This is a genomic window from Bacteroides sp. 14(A) (genome assembly GCF_000526555.1).
In the GTDB taxonomy this organism is placed as follows: domain Bacteria; phylum Bacteroidota; class Bacteroidia; order Bacteroidales; family Bacteroidaceae; genus Bacteroides; species Bacteroides cellulosilyticus.
Genome location: NZ_JAGH01000001.1, coordinates 923,009 through 938,770 on the forward strand (window position 1 = coordinate 923,009; position 15,762 = coordinate 938,770).

A 15,762-nucleotide genomic window follows, 5' to 3' on the forward strand; every position below is an offset into this window, starting at 1 on the left:
GATGTTATAGTCTTATTATTTATTTCTTTTCTTTTTAAATTCTTCGATAGCAGCGCTGACGCTTGTCTTCTTTCCGTTTTTGAAAGCAATGATAAATGCGTCTTTGAATTTTGGTGCTATCTCCCGTTTAGTTCGTAATACCTTATTATAATCGGTCGATGCACCGTATGTGTATTTACAAAGTCCGCCTTCCTGATAATACTCTACACCTTTCAGCCCTTTTAGTCGTTTGTCATTGGCGGCAAGCGGACGGGAAGAAGTAAGTATCTGTATTTTAAACACTGGAGCAGCACTATCGGTTTGCCTGTCAGCTACTTTTTCTGTATTTTGTTTGGTTTCGGTGTTATTGGAAACGGGGGATGCAGGTATCTCTTCTTCTACCCTACCGGCATCCGTATCCTCCGGTAGTAGGGTGCGGCTGCTTCCTGTCATCCGTATTTCATGTTCACGTTTATAAGACAGGAAAGCACGGAATATTCCGTTGGCAAGTGTGGTGGTTCCCGCTTCCGAATTGAGATAACGTTCTTCTTCCGGATTGGATATGAAACCGAGTTCTACCAGGATGCTGGGCATGGCACTTGCTTTCAATACAAGAAACCCCGCCTGGTGTACACCACGGTCTGCACGTTTACAGGTATGGCGGAATTCTTTCTGTACCAATGAGGCAAGGTGTACGCTCTGAGACATGTATTTATCTTGCATGAATTCAAAGATGATATAAGATTCGGCTGAGTTTGGATTGAATCCTGCGTACCGCGTCTTGTAATCACTTTCGTATAAAATTACGGAGTTCTCCCGTTTAGCGACTTCTAAATTGGCATCCGACTTGGCTAAACCGAGCGTCCATGTAGAGGCTCCTTTAACTGTTTTACCGCCCGCTACGGAATTGGTATGAATGGAAATGAATAAATCAGCTTTAGCATTATTGGCTATTTCCGCACGTCTGTCAAGTGGGATAAATACATCTCTTTCACGGGTATATACCACTTTTACATCAGGGCAATTCCTTTTTATCTGTTTGCCTAATTTGAGGGCAACATTCAGGTTGATAGTCTTTTCTTTGGAGATTCGGCCTAAAGCACCAGGGTCATGGCCACCATGTCCGGCGTCAATAACGACAACGAAGTCTTTTGCTTCGATGCTGGTAGTGCAAAAAGGAGAGATGAACAGCCCGAAGCAAATACAGATATATAATATGTGTCGTTTATATAGTTTCATACCCAAAAGTCGTTGCAAATGTAGTGGAAATTTATAGAAAACTCACGTTTTACATGAAGTTTTGTTACTTTTCCCCAGGATTTGTGAGAGATTTCTTTAAAACAGACTAACTTTGCACCCGCAAATTAAATAGAAAAAAGGTATGTTAGTTCGTTTTCTTAAGAACTGGACATTGCCACTGGCGATGCTTTCAGGTACTTTGGGATACTTTATTCTCGCAAATGTCCCTTTCTTGGCGCCTACCAAACCATATATTAATGATTTGATTGCGTATATTACTCCACTGCTGATCTTTGCCCAACTGTTGCTTACTTTTTGTAAAGTGGAAAAACTGAATGAACTGAAACCTAAAGCATGGCATGGCTGGTTGCTGCTGTTTCAGACAATTTCATGTCTGGCAATTGCCGCTTTGCTGGTATGCTGTCCGATGGATGAAATATATCGGGAAGTATTTGAGGGGGCGATGGTTTGTGTGATTTGTCCAACTGCGACTGCAGCGGCTGTCATCACTGGCAAGTTGGGAGGCAGTGCATCTACGTTGACTACTTATACCTTATTGTCTAATTTGCTGGCGGCAGTAGCGGTTCCTTTGGTTTTTCCGTTAGTGGAGCCTCATGCTGACATGACTTTCTTTGCTGCTTTCCTGAAAATCCTGAGTAAAGTGTTCCCGTTGTTGTTGTTCCCTTTCTTCCTGGCGTGGTTTCTGAGAGTGTTTATGCCCCGTGTGCACCATTTTTTATTGGGTTTCCATGATCTTGCTTTTTATTTGTGGGGCGTAGCGCTTGCTATTGTATCCGGGCAAACTGTTCGTTCCCTAGCAATCAGTGATGCACCGGTTTCAGTGGAAATACTGATAGCCTTTGCCGGATTAGTGGCTTGTTGCCTGCAATTCTTTCTGGGTAAGAATATAGGTGGACGTTATAATGACCGTATCAGTGGCGGGCAGGCACTGGGACAGAAAAATACGGTTCTTGCTATCTGGATGGCATATACTTATCTGAATCCACTTTCCTCCGTGGGACCGGGATCTTATGTCTTGTGGCAGAATCTGATCAATAGCTGGCAGCTATGGAAAAAGAGAAAGAGGGAAGAGGAAGAAGCGCAACATTAACGCAACAGCAATTCTTCCTCGTTATATCTTGGCCTGTTCTTTACTTCAATGTAGATTTTACCGATATATTCGCCTACAATTCCCAGGGATACCAATATTGTACCACCTACCAGCCAGAGGGAAATCATCAGAGATGACCATCCGGGCACAGTGTCGTGGAAGTAGTAAGCGCGTAGCGTCCAGATGGTGACGCATACGGCTATCAGTATAAAAATACAGCCCAGCCAGAAAACCATGCGGACAGGTTTGACAGAAAAAGATGTGATTCCGTCGATGGCAAAGTTTAACATCTTCTTGAATGGATATTTCGACTCTCCGGCAAAACGCTTGTCGCGATTATAGTAAACACAGGCGGTTTGGTAACCGATGAGAGGCACCAGCCCGCGCAAATAGAGATTGCGCTCGCGGAAACGGCAAAGTTGTTGGATAGCACGGCAACTCATCAAGCGATAATCCGCATGGTTATAAACCGACTTTACTCCCATTATTTTCATCAACTTGTAGAAAGCGAGGGCAGTGCTACGTTTGAAGAAAGTGTCGGTTTTACGTTCCCGGCGTACACCATAAACAATGTCACATCCCTCTCGGTAGCGTTCGAGCATTTCGGGAATGGCGTTGACGTCATCTTGCAAGTCGGCATCTATGGAAATGGCGACATCACATCGTTCTTTGACGGCATTCAGTCCAGCCATGAGTGCATTTTGGTGTCCCACATTTCCGGCTAGATTCAGCCCACAGGCATAGGGGGTATTTTGGTGTAAATCCTTGATGATAGGCCAAGTCTGATCTGTACTGCCATCATTTACATATAAGATATAACTATCCTGAGAGATGTGTCGTTCTGCTATCAGTTTATCCAATAGGAGACTGAGTCTTTTATGTGTTTCGTGTAATACAGCTTCTTCTTTGTAGCAAGGTACTACGATAGCGAGTACTGGAGATTTTTCCATAATCAATTATTCTTTTTGCAATATTCGTAAGAAATCGGGAGAAAAACAAATTATCTTTCTTTGTATTTGAAAACAAATCTCACTAGCAGGAAGTTTACCGGGATAGCGATGGTAAATACCGGTATGGGGGCGAAGGGTTTGGAAAAGCCTAACCAAAGGAACAGATTCAGTAAACTTATATGTAGGATATAGTTGATCAGATGGGCTCCCCCGAAGCCAAAAGCTTTCTTCCAAGATGGCTTCTTTCCGAAGGTAAAAAGGGCTGTCAGATAAAAATTAGCAATAAAGCTGAGTATGTAGCCTATGCTGTAGGCTATATTTACATTGATGAATCGCTGGAATATAAAATATAAACCATAGTGCAGAGCGGTTGCAAAGACGCCTACCATAATGAAACGAATAAATTCCGGCAGTTTTTTCAGTCTCTTCATATTCATAGAATTGAGAAGGCAAAGTTAGGGATTGTTGCAGAATAATTCGTACTTTTGCGCACAGAAATCACTAAAAACAGAAATATATGTCAGATGATAGGAAGAAAGCGTTCTGGTTTATAGCGCTACTCAGTATGCTTGTGATACTCCCTTTTCTGGGAGAAACCATTTTCTATTCTAAAGGGGAACCACGTGAGGCCATTGTTGCCTTTTCTATGTTAGAGAGTGGTAACTGGATACTTCCGGTGAATTATGGTACCGACATAGCTTATAAGCCTCCTTTCCTCTACTGGGCCATCGCTGCCATCTCTTCCCTTTTTGGAGGAGTGTCAGAGTATTCATCCCGTCTGCCGTCTGCTATTGCATTCCTGGCTATGCAGTTGGTGTTCTTCTCTTTTATAGCAAAACGTAAAGGGGTAAAAACGGCTTTTCTGACTTCTATTCTTCTTCTGTCTTCTTTTGAAGTACACCGGGCAGCGGTGGCGTGCCGTGTAGATATGTTGCAAGTGTCGCTTATTGTTATTTCATTGTGTTTGCTGTTTCGTTGGGATGAGAAGGAGTGCCGCGGTATTCCCTGGCTGGCTGTTTTACTGATGGGCTGTGCCACATTGACCAAAGGACCGGTAGGTTCTATATTCCCATGTGTCTGTATCGGTCTTTACCAATTGTTGCGTGGACGTTCTTTCTGGAAGACATTCTTCTTGTTATTGCTTGTAGGAATCCTTTCTCTGATTCCTTATGCAGCCTGGGCGGGCGCGGCTTATGCACAAGGCGGACAGTCTTTTGTCGATTTAATGTTGGAAGAGAATACCGGTCGCTTCATGGGAAAGATGTCCTACGGATCACATGAGAATCCGATATGGTATAATTTCCTGACTGTTATCTGGGGCTGGATACCCTGGACTTTGGTATTGCTGATCTCTCTCTTTGGACTGAAGTGGAAAAACATGCGTGTGTTACCTGAGGGGACATCTTTCGGCGAACGTATCGGGAAAGCCTGGAAAAAATTCCGTTCACAGTCGCCCTTACAATTGTTCACATGGGTGGTAATTCTCTTTATTTTCATATTTTATTGCATCCCCAAGAGTAAACGTAGCGTTTATCTGCTTCCCATCTATCCATTTATGGCAGTGCTGATAGCTGAATATTTATTGGCTTTGGTGCAGCGTGGGGCAAAAGTGTTTAAAATCTCTGCACATATATTTGCGTCTCTGTGTTTGATACTTACGGTAACTTTCATAGCGGTACGTTTAGGACTGATACCGGATAGTCTTTTTGGAACCGGCCGTCATGCTGCTGAAAATGTATCTTTTATGCATGCTTTGGAAGCGGTTTCTCTGTCTATTCCTAAATGGTGTCTGGTGGCGCTTCCTTTGATAGCGGCTGCCTGCACATGGATGGGAGTAGCGAAGCGGACCGGCGCTTACTCCTTATTATATAGTATTGCCGGATGTATGCTTTGTCTTTTTGTTTCTCTGGATGGGGTCTATCAACCTACAGTGTTGGCAGTTAAATCGGACAAGCACCTGGTTAACCAAATCAGGGAATATGTGCCGCAGGGAACAGTCTACTCATATGATGGCATGAGCTTCTATTGTGCAAACTTTTATATGAATGATCAGATGCGTCATTTTGAGAAGGATTTGCCGTCCGGTGAGGGATATGTTGTTTTGCCGGAGAGAGGAAAAGAACTGTTGTTTGAAGAATTTGGAAATACATACGACTTTGAAGAGATTTTCCTTACGAAGAAGCGCAGTTGCGATTTGCGTGATGAGATTTATATGTATAAGTTTAAAAAGAAATAAATGTCACCCGTTACAATCATCGATAAATATTATCCGGAGGATAATGAACGTAAACACATCTTGTTGGTGCATAGTCGTTTGGTGGCCGAGAAGGCTCTTTCAATTGCTGATCACCATCCGGAGCTTCAGTTGGATAAAGACTTTTTATATGAAGCCGGCATGCTGCATGATATAGGCATCTTTCTGACTAATGCTCCGGGTATCTTCTGTTTTGGAGATCAGCCCTATGTCTGTCATGGCTATTTAGGGGCGGATCTGATGCGTCAGGAAGGATATCCCCGTCATGCATTGGTATGTGAAAGGCATACGGGTGCAGGGCTATCTTTGGACGATATTATTTCGCAAAAGCTGCCAGTACCTCATCGGGATATGCTCCCGGTTAGCCTGGAAGAGCAAGTCGTTTGCTTTGCCGATAAGTTTTATTCCAAGACTCATCTGGAGCGGGAAAAAACAGTGGAGAAAGCCCGAAAAAGTCTTTCTAATTTCGGCAATGAAGGTTTGAAACGTTTTGATCGCTGGTGCGAACAGTTCTTGTAGCAATCTAAATTTCTTTAAAAAGGGAGATTATCCGTATAATTTACGTACTTTTGCCCCTTCAAGCGGAAACTATAAGTTGATTACGCCATTGAAAGCAAATACATTCATATCATTCATACTACTACTTGTCTTACTCCTGCTCTCCGGCGAGGCTTTTTCGCAACGTCGGCGTGGAAGAACTGTTCCCACAGGAAGCGAGCGGACAGATACCTTTAATATAGAAGGTGTACAAAGAGGAGACACTTTGTTGAAGGGAGATACTCTGCAAAACGATACGATACAATTGCAGCCTGCCGGTAAGAAAAAGCAGCCTTTGGATGCTCCGGTGATTTATGAAGCTACTGACTCTATTGTGTTCACTCAGAATGGCATTGCCAATTTATATGGAGATGGGAAGGTGAACTATCAGAAGATAGAGCTGGCTGCCGAGGTGATTACTATGAATATGGACAGTAGTACGGTTTTTGCCCATGGTGTGGAAGACTCATTAAAAGTCATAAAAGGAAGACCGGTCTTCAAAGATGGCGATACACCTTATGAGACGAATACGATTCGGTATAATTTTAAGAGTAAAAAGGGGCTGATCAGTAATGTAGTCAGTCAGCAAGGCGAAGGGTATGTGACTGGTAATAATGCTAAGAAGGGTATGAACGATGAGCTGTACATGAAGAGTGGCCGTTATACTACCTGTGATAATCACGATCATCCTCACTTCTACATGCAGATGACCTATGCCAAAGTACGCCCCAAGAAAAATGTAGTGACGGGCCCTGCTTATCTGGTTATTGAGGACGTCCCGCTACCTCTTGCCGTACCGTTTTTCTTCTTTCCTTTCTCCAGTAGTTATTCATCGGGTTTCATCATGCCAAGTTATATGGATGACTCTACCCGTGGATTTGGTTTGACGGATGGCGGTTACTATTTCGCTATCAGCGATAAGATGGATTTGAAGCTGCGCGGTGATATCTTTACAAAAGGTTCCTGGGCTTTGAATGCGGAAACCAATTATAATGTTCGTTATAAATTCTCCGGTCTGTTTCAAGCTAGTTATCAGGTGACTAAAACCGGTGATAAAGGCTTGGATGACTATGCAGTAGCAAAAGACTTCAAAGTTGTTTGGTCACATCGCCAGGATCCCAAAGCCAGCCCAAATTCGTCATTCTCGGCCAGTGTGAACTTCTCGTCCAGTAGCTATGAGCGTACTAATATCGGTAATATGTACAATTCGCAGGCTATGACGCAGAATACCAAAACATCCAGTGTCAGCTATTCACGTAACTTCCCCGATCAGAAACTTTCTATTGCAGCTACCGGTAATATTGCACAAAACATGAAGGACTCTTCGATTGCCGTAACTTTACCGGATTTGAACATTACCTTGAGTACTATTTTTCCTTTCAAACGGAAAAATGCTGTAGGTAATGAGAAATGGTATGAGAAGATTTCTCTTCGCTATAGTGGCCGCCTTTCTAACAGCATTACTACGAAAGATGATCTTCTGTTCAAATCCAATCTGGTGAAGGACTGGAAGAACGGAATGAAACATGAAATACCTATCAGCGCTACGTTTACATTGTTCAAGTACTTCAATGTAACTCCATCGGTGAGTTATACGGAGCGTTGGTATACACGTAAGGTGATGAAAGACTGGGATCCAAATATAGGTACCAGTGGGCGGGAAGTAGAAACTGATACTATTTATGGTTTCCATCGAGTATATAACTATAGTGCCAGTCTGGGTGTTAATACAAAAATTTATGGTATGTATAAACCTTTGTTTATGAAGAAAAAGGAAATACAGATTCGACATGTCATAACTCCTTCTGTCAGTATCAGTGCAGCTCCTGACTTTGGTTCTTCCCGCTATGGTTACTATGATACTTATATTAAACCCAATGCTGATGGAACACAAGATACGATCACTTATTCTCCATATGCCGGACAAATGTTCGGAGTGCCTGGACAAGGAAAATCTGGAAATATTTCATTCCAGATATCCAATAACTTGGAAATGAAATATAAGGATAAGAATGACTCAATACGCAAGGTCAGCCTGATTGATGAGTTGGGTGCGAGTATTTCTTATAATACGGCTGCTAAGGTGCGTCCATGGAGTAACCTGACATTAAATTTGCGTTTGAAATTGAGTAAGAACTATACCTTTAGTATGAGTTCAGTCTTTGCTACTTATGCTTATACCTTTGATAAAAACGGTAGGGTTGTAACGAGTGACCGCACGGAGTGGTCTTACGGACGTTTTGGACGTTTCCAAGGCTATGGGAACTCTTTCAGTTACACGCTTAATAACGATACATGGAAGAAGTGGAAAGCATTCTTTACCGGAGAGAAGAGTGAGGATGATGGAAAAGGAAACGAACAGACTGATGCGGACAGTGAAAGTAACGAAACTGATGATGCGGGAACAAGTAATACGCCTACCAAGCGGAAGAAGGAAAAAGCTGCTGTAGATGATGACGGTTATCAGGTTTTCAAAATGCCTTGGTCTATAAATCTGAGTACAGGCTTTAATATAACAGAAGATACTTCCAGACCAATCAACAGAGAGAGCATGCGTTATCCGTATAAGTTTAGTCTGAATGCGCTTAATATTAATGGTAATGTTAAGATTTCCAATAAGTGGGCAGTCAGCTTCAACTCCGGTTATGACTTTAATGCTAAAAAGATAGTGCAGACTTCTTTCAATATAACGCGTGACTTGCACTGTTTTAGTATGTCTGCCAGTCTTTCTCCATTTGGTACATGGAAGTACTATAGCTTCGTTATCCGTGCCAATGCCAGCATTCTGCAAGACTTGAAATATGATAAGAAGAGTCAGACACAGACTAATATTAAATGGTATTAAGAATCCATTTGATATTCCTTTTACTGCATTTGCTTTTTCATAAAAAATATCCCCTTCTATACTGTTGAAACGATTTATTTATCGGAATGCTTCAGTGTAGAAGGGGATATCTTTATTTCTGATTAGGAATTGCTTTTTACCATGCTATTTCTTGTTCTCCATGTTCTTTCAAATAGGCATTCGCTCTGCTAAAATGCTTATTTCCAAAGAAACCATTGTAGGCAGACAGGGGAGAGGGATGCGCAGAAGTCAGAACAAGATGCTTGCTCCGGTCAATGAATGCACCCTTACGCTGTGCATAAGATCCCCAGAGGATGAATACGAGGTGTTCACGCTGTTCGGCAAGGACACGTATGGCGGCGTCCGTAAAAGTCTCCCAGCCGCGGTTCTGATGAGAACCTGCCTGATGGGCACGGACAGTTAGGGTTGCATTCAGGAGCAGGACACCTTGCTCGGCCCAACGGGTCAGATTTCCAGTGGTGGGAGCATCTGTACCAATATCATCTTTTATTTCTTTGAATATATTAATCAATGAAGGAGGGAAACGAACTCCATCGTTCACAGAAAAGCATAAACCATGAGCTTGTCCGGGACCATGGTAAGGATCCTGACCGATGATAACTACTTTCACCTTATCGAATGGGCAAAGATTAAAAGCGTTGAATATGAGCTTTCCCGGAGGGTATATCGGATAATGACTGTATTCTTCCCGTACAAAATCCGTTAGTGTATGAAAATAATCTTTTTCAAATTCCGGTTCCAAACGTGCTTTCCAACTTTCTTCTATTTGAACGTTCATAATTTTGTGTGTTAAAAGTTTCGGATGCTAAGATACAATTTTAATCTGATTTCTGTAATAGAGCATTCTTTTTATTTCTTCGAACAGAGATAAACAGAAAAGGCAGAAATCATAAAATCTCTGCCTTTTCTATTTGTACCTGGATATTAAATCAAGTAAATATTGTGTTCTTTACATTCTTCACGCATATCTTCCGGCCAGATACTGGCTTGAATTTCGCCGATATGAGCTTTTCTTAAATAGAACATACAAAGACGTGATTGACCGATACCACCACCTATAGAAAGGGGCAATGTGTCATTCATCAGGCGTTTATGGAAATAGAGTTCCAGTCGTTTTTCTTCTCCCTCTTGTTTCAGCTGGCGTTGCAGGGCTTCCTTATCTACACGGATACCCATGGATGATAGCTCAATGCTGCGCTGCAATACATTATCCCATAATAAAAGGTCACCATTCAAGCCCGGAAGACCATTCAACCCTTCTGTGGTATAGTCATCATAGTCCGGGGCACGTCCGTCGTGTTTCTCTCCATCGCTTAGTTTACAGCCAATACCGATAATGAATACAGCACCATATTTTTTCGTAATGGCATGTTCGCGGCATTTGGGTTCCAGATTCGGATAAAGTTGACGTAACTCTTCCGCATGAATGAAATGTAACTTCTGAGGCAGGCAAGGCTTAATCTGAGGGTACATTTCATACACCATATATTCTGTACGTATCATGGCTGCATAAATACGGGTTACAATTTCTTTCAGGAAGTTCACGTTCCGGTCTTCGGTAGTGATGACACGTTCCCAGTCCCATTGGTCTACATAGAGAGAATGGAGATTTCCCAACTCTTCGTCTGAGCGTATGGCATTCATATCCGTATAAATACCATATCCGGATTCAATATTATAGTCTGCCAATGTCAATCGCTTCCATTTGGCAAGAGAATGTACTACTTCGGCTTGCGCATCTCCCAAATCTTTGATAGGAAATGATACGGCACGTTCTACGCCATTCAAATCATCATTAATACCCATACCTTTCAATACGAAAAGCGGGGCTGTGACGCGGCGCAAACGTAATTCCGATGAAAGGTTCAATTGGAAGAACTCTTTGATCTGTTTGATTCCTAATTCTGTTTGTTTTAAGTCCAATAAGGGTTTATAACCCTCTGGTTTTATCAGATAACTCATAAGTGTGTACTATGTTTTTGTCCGGCAAATATAGGTATAATATTTATATTTGCATCGTATTTGGCTAATTTTATGAGCAATTTGTTTCTTATTAACCAGTTGTGGCTCTCAAAATAATATTCTTATTTATAGGCTTTTACTGTAAAAAAAGACAAATCATTAGGAATGTGCCCGATTTTTTTATACTTTTGTCCCCGCATTTAAGGCTCCGTAGCTTAGTGAATAGAGCGTCAGATTCCGGTTCTGAAGGTCGTGCGTTTGAATCGCACCGGGGTCACACAACAAAAAGGGGGATACCATCACGGTGTCCCCCTTTTTCCCTTTCCAGTTGTAAAGTCAACTCTAATGTCCTACTTCCGTCATTTCTATCGGAAGAGTAGGATATATTCCTTTTAGTCCCTCTAGTTCTGTACCGGTAGCGTAAATAAATACGCATCTGTTTACAGCGGGAATCTGTATTTCTTTTACTTGTTCTTTCCATCTGCGTTTTACGTAAATGGTAGGGAGATAAGTTATCATGCCTTTATTTTCCAAAGTTTCTTTGGTTTTTCTTTCTTTTCGGGGCAATGTCAGTACAATGTACCAGTTTCGCGTTTCGTTAAGGCGGCTTTTAATGTCTTGGAGTATCATAATCAATTTTGATTGGCGTAATGATAAAATTGAAGGTATTGAAGAATTGTGGTTTATTGTCAACAACCATGGGAAGTGGTGAAACTTCCAGCCGTATGCTCTAATATTTCTTTTGGATTTTCATGCCATTTAGAGCTTACACAGCAATTTTTGTCTGTGTATTGAGCTTGTATAGTGGCAGGTAAAGCCAAAAACAATAAAATCAAGAAGCAATTCTGTCTTTTGTACTTTTTATAATCATTGTATATCCATAATAGAATTGTCAAGATACAAACAGGAATCGCTATAAGAATAAGAATCAGTAGAGTCATGGTAATTTGATTATTTATTGTTTATATCATTCTGCGACAAAAGTATCACAATTTATTTGATAAAACAAGTGAATTGTGAATAAATAGGTATTACAGGACAGATAAATTTTTATTTCACTTCCTCTAGGTTTGGATAATAAATCGTACCTTCATGGAAATGGAAAAGACTACTATATACATCGGTGAAGTTATAAAAAATGTCATGGTTGAAAAACTGGTGACAAAGGCTGAACTTGCAAGGAGACTGCAAGTTAAGCCTCAGAGTGTTGACTATATGTTGACACGAAAAAGTATTGATACAGATACTTTATATAATGTTTCAAAAGCTTTAGATTATGATTTTGCCCTGCTCTATTCTATCGATAAAGAACAGATGAATTATGATAGGGAAAATGAAGCTTATAAACTCTCTACTGCCAAGATTTTGATAGAGCTTGAGTTAAAACCTGATGAAATAATAAAGTTAAATTTAAGGAAAAAAATCAGTGAACTATTGAGATAAAATATTTTCTTTTCCATAAATAGTAAAGCGTCCGATTTCTTTATTCGAACGCTTTACGTAAGTTCTCCCAATTGTCGCAAAAATCCTGCATGGACGGGAATAATACATTTGCTCCGGCATCTAGTAAGACCTGTCCGTCAATGGGACCTGTGTTGACAGCTACTGTAAATATACCTGCTGCTGCACCGGCTTGTACGCCCATAGGCGCATTTTCTACTACGATAGCTTCATTGGGGGCTAATCCTCCTTTTTGTAAAGCCATCAGGTAAGGTTCCGGGTGTGGTTTCCCATATTTTACATCGAAGGCAGTTACCATCAGTTCGCGACGGAACATGCCGGGGAAGTTATGCGACAGGCGGTCTAATAGTGAGTGTTGTCCGGAACCAGTGACTACCATCGGTATCAGTCCGTCCGACTTTATTTTCTGTAGTACTTCCCATGCGCCGGGCATACGTTCCGGTTCGGGGTTACTGTTGAATTCTGCACTCTTTTCTGCATAAATGCTCTGTATCATTTCGGGAGTGGCATCTTTTCCATATTGCCGTTGATAGACGATATTGATAGTAGCAGCTCCGGTTCGTCCTTCATGCAGATAAGCTTCTTCACGGCTCAGGTGCAATCCATGGCGTTCCATTACCTTGTGCCAGGCATCGGCATGGTAAGGCATGGAATTGAATAATACACCGTCCATATCGAAAAGGACGGATTTCAATTGAATTCTGGAGTACCCGCTGGACTGAAGATAGCGGGAAATTGCTTCTTGAAACATAATACCTATTGTTTTATATCTGCAAAGATACAACAAAAAAACGAGGTGTGAATGATTAAATTCATCCACACCTCGTTTATCTATGGTTAACTGACTCTTACCTAGAGTCTTGCCTGAATAGCTTTTGACTCTTCTTCATATCCCGGTTTGTTCAGCAATGCAAACATATTCTTTTTGTATGCTTCTACGCCCGGTTGATTGAACGGATTCACGCCCAGCAGATAACCGCTGATACCGCATCCTATTTCAAAGAAGTAAAGTAGCTGACCGATATTGTATTCGTCCAGCTTCTCGATGATAATACGCATGTTGGGCACACCACCATCTACATGAGCCAACTGGGTACCCAGTTCAGCCATTTTGTTTACTTCGTCCACGCGCTTACCTGCAAGGAAGTTCAGACCGTCCAGATTTGCTTCGTCAGAAGGAACTTCCAGTTTATGGTTTACGTTCTCTACAGAAATTACGGTTTCGAAGATGGTGCGTTCACCTTCCTGAATCCATTGTCCCATAGAGTGCAGATCAGTAGAGAAGTCTACAGCTGCCGGGAAAATACCTTTGTTTTCCTTACCTTCAGATTCTCCGTACAATTGCTTCCACCATTCGCTTACATAGTGCAGTTTCGGGCAGAAGTTTACAAGGATTTCGATCTTCTTGCCATTCTTGTACAGCTCGTTACGAGTAGCAGCATATTGCGCAGCCAAATTCTCGGCAAACGGAACATTCACACCGCAAGCCTTTTCCATGTCAGCAGCACCGGCTACTAATTTCTCGATATCGAAACCGGCTATCGCTATCGGCAATAAACCAACCGGAGTCAGTACAGAGAAGCGTCCTCCCACATTATCGGGGATGATGAATGATTTGTAACCTTCCTTATCAGCAGTGATGCGGGCAGCGCCTTTCTTGGCATCTGTGATGGCAACGATAACTTTCTTTGCCATTTCCTTACCACGTTGGTCTTCGCATTGCTTTTTCAACAGACGGAAAGCGAGAGCGGTTTCGGTGGTAGTTCCGGATTTGGAGATATTGATGACGCCGAATTTCTTGTCTTTCAGGAATTCAGTCAGTTCATACAAATAATCTTCGCTGATATTGTGTCCTGCATAGATCATTACAGGAGCAGTTTTCTTTTCCTGCAACCAAGTGAAGCTGTTTGATAAAGCCTCGATGACTGCACGTGCGCCGAGATAGCTTCCGCCGATGCCGGCTACGATTACTACCTCACAGTTGTCGCGCAAAACTTGTGCAGTAGCTTTCAGGTCGGCCAAATGCTCTTGGCTGATAGATGAGGGGAGGTGCAACCAGCCCAGGAAGTCATTACCTTTTCCGGTACCGTTTTCCAATGCTTCCTGCGCAGCTTTTACCTGAGCTTCGTAAGCAGCAACAGATGCTTTGGAGATAAATCCAAAAGTCTTTTCGATGTTCAAACTAATCATAATATTCTAGGTTTTAAAAGCCTCTTACCTGCCTCCTTCCCTGTGGAAAAGGTAGGCTTGAGTTACTTTTGGTTTATAAGATTTATTTATAATATTCTTTTCTTTATATCGCAACTCTGGCTTTATTCTCCTCTTTGCGGAAGAGGAGTTAAGGGAGAGATTATCTTAGCGAATCAGTCAGCAACTTGATTTCTATCATGGGTGAAATGCGTTCGTACAGAATGTTATAGACAGCATCCAGTATCGGCATATTGACATGGTGATGCTTGTTGATTTCCTTGATACACTTTGTACCGTAATATCCTTCGGCAATCATCTCCATTTCTATTTGCGCGCTTTTTACAGAATACCCTTTACCAATCATAGTACCAAACGTGCGATTACGGCTGAAGTTGGAATATCCTGTCACCAACAAATCACCTAAATAAACAGAATCATTCACGTTTCTGTTCAGCGGATGTACTGTTTGTAGGAAACGGTTCATTTCTTGCACAGCGTTGGATATCAATACCGCCTGGAAATTATCACCGTACTTCAGACCGCTACAGATACCGGCGGCAATGGCGTACACGTTTTTCAGTACAGAACTGTATTCTATACCGGCTACGTCATTGCTGACGGATGTTTTGATAAATGAACTGGCCAGGCGGCGGGCGATGGTACATGCCTTGTCTGTGTCCGGACAAGCGATGGTGAGATAAGAGAGACGTTCTAAGGCTACTTCTTCCGCATGGCAGGGACCTGCCAGTACAGCAATATTTTCGGGTGGAACGCCGTATTCTTTTGTGAAGTACTCCGATACGATCAGATTGTCATCGGGTACGATTCCTTTTATAGCAGTAATGATGAATTTATCCCGTATCCGCGTTTTCAGCTTCTTCAGGTGAGCTTTGAGATAGGGGGAGGGGGTGACAAATATCAGCGTGTCAGACTCTTTTACTACATCGTTGATATTAGAGCTGAAGTTGATGCGCTTCATGTCGAATTTGACGCCCGTCAGGTAGGCAGGGTTATGGCCCAGTCGTTTAAAATCGGTTATACGATCATCTCGTCGCATATACCAGTTAATCGACTCAGCCTGAGCAAGTACCATTTTTGCAATGGCTGTAGCCCAGCTTCCTCCGCCCATTATGGCTATCTTTCCGGGTAGTTTCATATCGAAATTAATAATTAATAATTAAAAATTAAAAGGGGGAAAGGAAACTCCTTTCCC

At 42.1% G+C, this 15,762-nt stretch carries 14 protein-coding genes and 1 tRNA gene; 6 read left to right on the forward strand and 9 right to left on the reverse strand.

Annotation, left to right across the window (positions count from 1 at the left end):
• Positions 1 to 15: 15 nt before the first annotated feature.
• Positions 16 to 1,218, reverse strand: a complete 1,203-nt coding sequence (locus K429_RS0103150) for an N-acetylmuramoyl-L-alanine amidase (protein ID WP_007210312.1) — start codon at positions 1,216 to 1,218, stop codon at positions 16 to 18.
• Between the two features lie 142 nt (positions 1,219 to 1,360).
• Between K429_RS0103150 and K429_RS0103155 the strand changes: the two genes are divergently transcribed.
• Positions 1,361 to 2,329, forward strand: coding sequence for a hypothetical protein (locus K429_RS0103155; protein WP_007210313.1), 969 nt, complete (start codon positions 1,361 to 1,363; stop codon positions 2,327 to 2,329).
• On the opposite strand, the gene K429_RS0103160 is transcribed toward K429_RS0103155, so the two are convergent.
• Together K429_RS0103160 and K429_RS0103165 are read right to left on the reverse strand one after the other, a co-directional pair.
• Positions 2,326 to 3,279: a glycosyltransferase family 2 protein gene (locus K429_RS0103160; RefSeq protein ID WP_007210314.1), complete on the reverse strand. Its 954-nt coding sequence runs from the start codon at positions 3,277 to 3,279 to the stop codon at positions 2,326 to 2,328. The two genes, K429_RS0103155 and K429_RS0103160, sit on opposite strands and share 4 nt — an antisense overlap.
• 50 nt (positions 3,280 to 3,329) lie before the next feature.
• A complete protein-coding gene (locus tag K429_RS0103165) occupies positions 3,330 to 3,710 on the reverse strand; it encodes a GtrA family protein (RefSeq protein ID WP_025726020.1) in 381 nt (126 codons plus the stop codon).
• An 86-nt stretch (positions 3,711 to 3,796) separates the two neighbouring features.
• Here K429_RS0103165 and K429_RS0103170 point away from each other — a divergent pair, with 86 nt between their 5' ends.
• The 3 genes from K429_RS0103170 (at position 3,797) to K429_RS0103180 (ending at position 8,915) form a co-directional block, all read left to right on the forward strand.
• Positions 3,797 to 5,515: a glycosyltransferase family 39 protein gene (locus K429_RS0103170; RefSeq protein WP_025726021.1), complete on the forward strand. Its 1,719-nt coding sequence runs from the start codon at positions 3,797 to 3,799 to the stop codon at positions 5,513 to 5,515.
• Positions 5,516 to 6,052 carry an HD domain-containing protein gene (locus tag K429_RS0103175; RefSeq protein ID WP_025726022.1) on the forward strand — a complete coding sequence of 179 codons (537 nt, stop codon included), beginning with the start codon at positions 5,516 to 5,518 and terminating at the stop codon, positions 6,050 to 6,052.
• A gap of 79 nt (positions 6,053 to 6,131) precedes the next feature.
• Positions 6,132 to 8,915: a putative LPS assembly protein LptD gene (locus K429_RS0103180; protein ID WP_025726023.1), complete on the forward strand. Its 2,784-nt coding sequence runs from the start codon at positions 6,132 to 6,134 to the stop codon at positions 8,913 to 8,915.
• 136 nt (positions 8,916 to 9,051) lie between these two features.
• Here K429_RS0103180 and K429_RS0103185 read toward each other — a convergent pair whose 3' ends face one another.
• Positions 9,052 to 9,714, reverse strand: coding sequence for a uracil-DNA glycosylase (locus K429_RS0103185; RefSeq protein ID WP_007218939.1), 663 nt, complete (start codon positions 9,712 to 9,714; stop codon positions 9,052 to 9,054).
• Between the two features lie 146 nt (positions 9,715 to 9,860).
• Positions 9,861 to 10,898 (reverse strand): aspartate--ammonia ligase, encoded by a 1,038-nt coding sequence (asnA, locus tag K429_RS0103190; protein WP_022210140.1) that lies wholly within the window; start codon positions 10,896 to 10,898, stop codon positions 9,861 to 9,863.
• A gap of 204 nt (positions 10,899 to 11,102) precedes the next feature.
• Here asnA and K429_RS0103195 point away from each other — a divergent pair.
• Positions 11,103 to 11,175 (forward strand) — tRNA-Arg (locus tag K429_RS0103195).
• 65 nt (positions 11,176 to 11,240) lie between these two features.
• On the opposite strand, the gene K429_RS0103200 is transcribed toward K429_RS0103195, so the two are convergent.
• Positions 11,241 to 11,528, reverse strand: a complete 288-nt coding sequence (locus tag K429_RS0103200) for a UpxY family transcription antiterminator (protein ID WP_007210331.1) — start codon at positions 11,526 to 11,528, stop codon at positions 11,241 to 11,243.
• Positions 11,529 to 11,996: 468 nt separating this feature from the next.
• Between K429_RS0103200 and K429_RS0103205 the strand changes: the two genes are divergently transcribed.
• On the forward strand, positions 11,997 to 12,341 hold the full coding sequence (locus K429_RS0103205; protein ID WP_025726024.1) for a helix-turn-helix domain-containing protein: 345 nt from the start codon (positions 11,997 to 11,999) through the stop codon (positions 12,339 to 12,341).
• A 40-nt stretch (positions 12,342 to 12,381) separates the two neighbouring features.
• Here K429_RS0103205 and K429_RS0103210 read toward each other — a convergent pair whose 3' ends face one another.
• From K429_RS0103210 to K429_RS0103220, 3 genes are all read right to left on the reverse strand, one after another.
• Positions 12,382 to 13,110: an HAD family hydrolase gene (locus K429_RS0103210; protein ID WP_025726025.1), complete on the reverse strand. Its 729-nt coding sequence runs from the start codon at positions 13,108 to 13,110 to the stop codon at positions 12,382 to 12,384.
• A 101-nt stretch (positions 13,111 to 13,211) separates the two neighbouring features.
• Positions 13,212 to 14,549, reverse strand: a complete 1,338-nt coding sequence (locus tag K429_RS0103215) for a glucose-6-phosphate isomerase (RefSeq protein ID WP_007210335.1) — start codon at positions 14,547 to 14,549, stop codon at positions 13,212 to 13,214.
• 160 nt (positions 14,550 to 14,709) lie between these two features.
• Positions 14,710 to 15,705, reverse strand: a complete 996-nt coding sequence (locus tag K429_RS0103220; protein WP_007210337.1) for an NAD(P)H-dependent glycerol-3-phosphate dehydrogenase — start codon at positions 15,703 to 15,705, stop codon at positions 14,710 to 14,712.
• Positions 15,706 to 15,762: the final 57 nt, after the last annotated feature.

What these genes read in the sequence shown, in the direction of transcription:
- K429_RS0103215 (WP_007210335.1), bottom strand. Translation starts at nt 14,549, where the DNA reads ATGATTAGTTTGAACATCGAAAAGACTTTTGGATTTATCTCCAAAGCA.
- asnA (WP_022210140.1), bottom strand. Translation starts at nt 10,898, where the DNA reads ATGAGTTATCTGATAAAACCAGAGGGTTATAAACCCTTATTGGACTTA.
- K429_RS0103150 (WP_007210312.1), bottom strand. Translation starts at nt 1,218, where the DNA reads ATGAAACTATATAAACGACACATATTATATATCTGTATTTGCTTCGGG.
- K429_RS0103185 (WP_007218939.1), bottom strand. Translation starts at nt 9,714, where the DNA reads ATGAACGTTCAAATAGAAGAAAGTTGGAAAGCACGTTTGGAACCGGAA.
- K429_RS0103170 (WP_025726021.1), top strand. Translation starts at nt 3,797, where the DNA reads ATGTCAGATGATAGGAAGAAAGCGTTCTGGTTTATAGCGCTACTCAGT.
- K429_RS0103200 (WP_007210331.1), bottom strand. Translation starts at nt 11,528, where the DNA reads ATGATACTCCAAGACATTAAAAGCCGCCTTAACGAAACGCGAAACTGG.
- K429_RS0103160 (WP_007210314.1), bottom strand. Translation starts at nt 3,279, where the DNA reads ATGGAAAAATCTCCAGTACTCGCTATCGTAGTACCTTGCTACAAAGAA.
- K429_RS0103165 (WP_025726020.1), bottom strand. Translation starts at nt 3,710, where the DNA reads ATGAAGAGACTGAAAAAACTGCCGGAATTTATTCGTTTCATTATGGTA.
- K429_RS0103220 (WP_007210337.1), bottom strand. Translation starts at nt 15,705, where the DNA reads ATGAAACTACCCGGAAAGATAGCCATAATGGGCGGAGGAAGCTGGGCT.
- K429_RS0103155 (WP_007210313.1), top strand. Translation starts at nt 1,361, where the DNA reads ATGTTAGTTCGTTTTCTTAAGAACTGGACATTGCCACTGGCGATGCTT.
- K429_RS0103175 (WP_025726022.1), top strand. Translation starts at nt 5,516, where the DNA reads ATGTCACCCGTTACAATCATCGATAAATATTATCCGGAGGATAATGAA.
- K429_RS0103210 (WP_025726025.1), bottom strand. Translation starts at nt 13,110, where the DNA reads ATGTTTCAAGAAGCAATTTCCCGCTATCTTCAGTCCAGCGGGTACTCC.
- K429_RS0103205 (WP_025726024.1), top strand. Translation starts at nt 11,997, where the DNA reads ATGGAAAAGACTACTATATACATCGGTGAAGTTATAAAAAATGTCATG.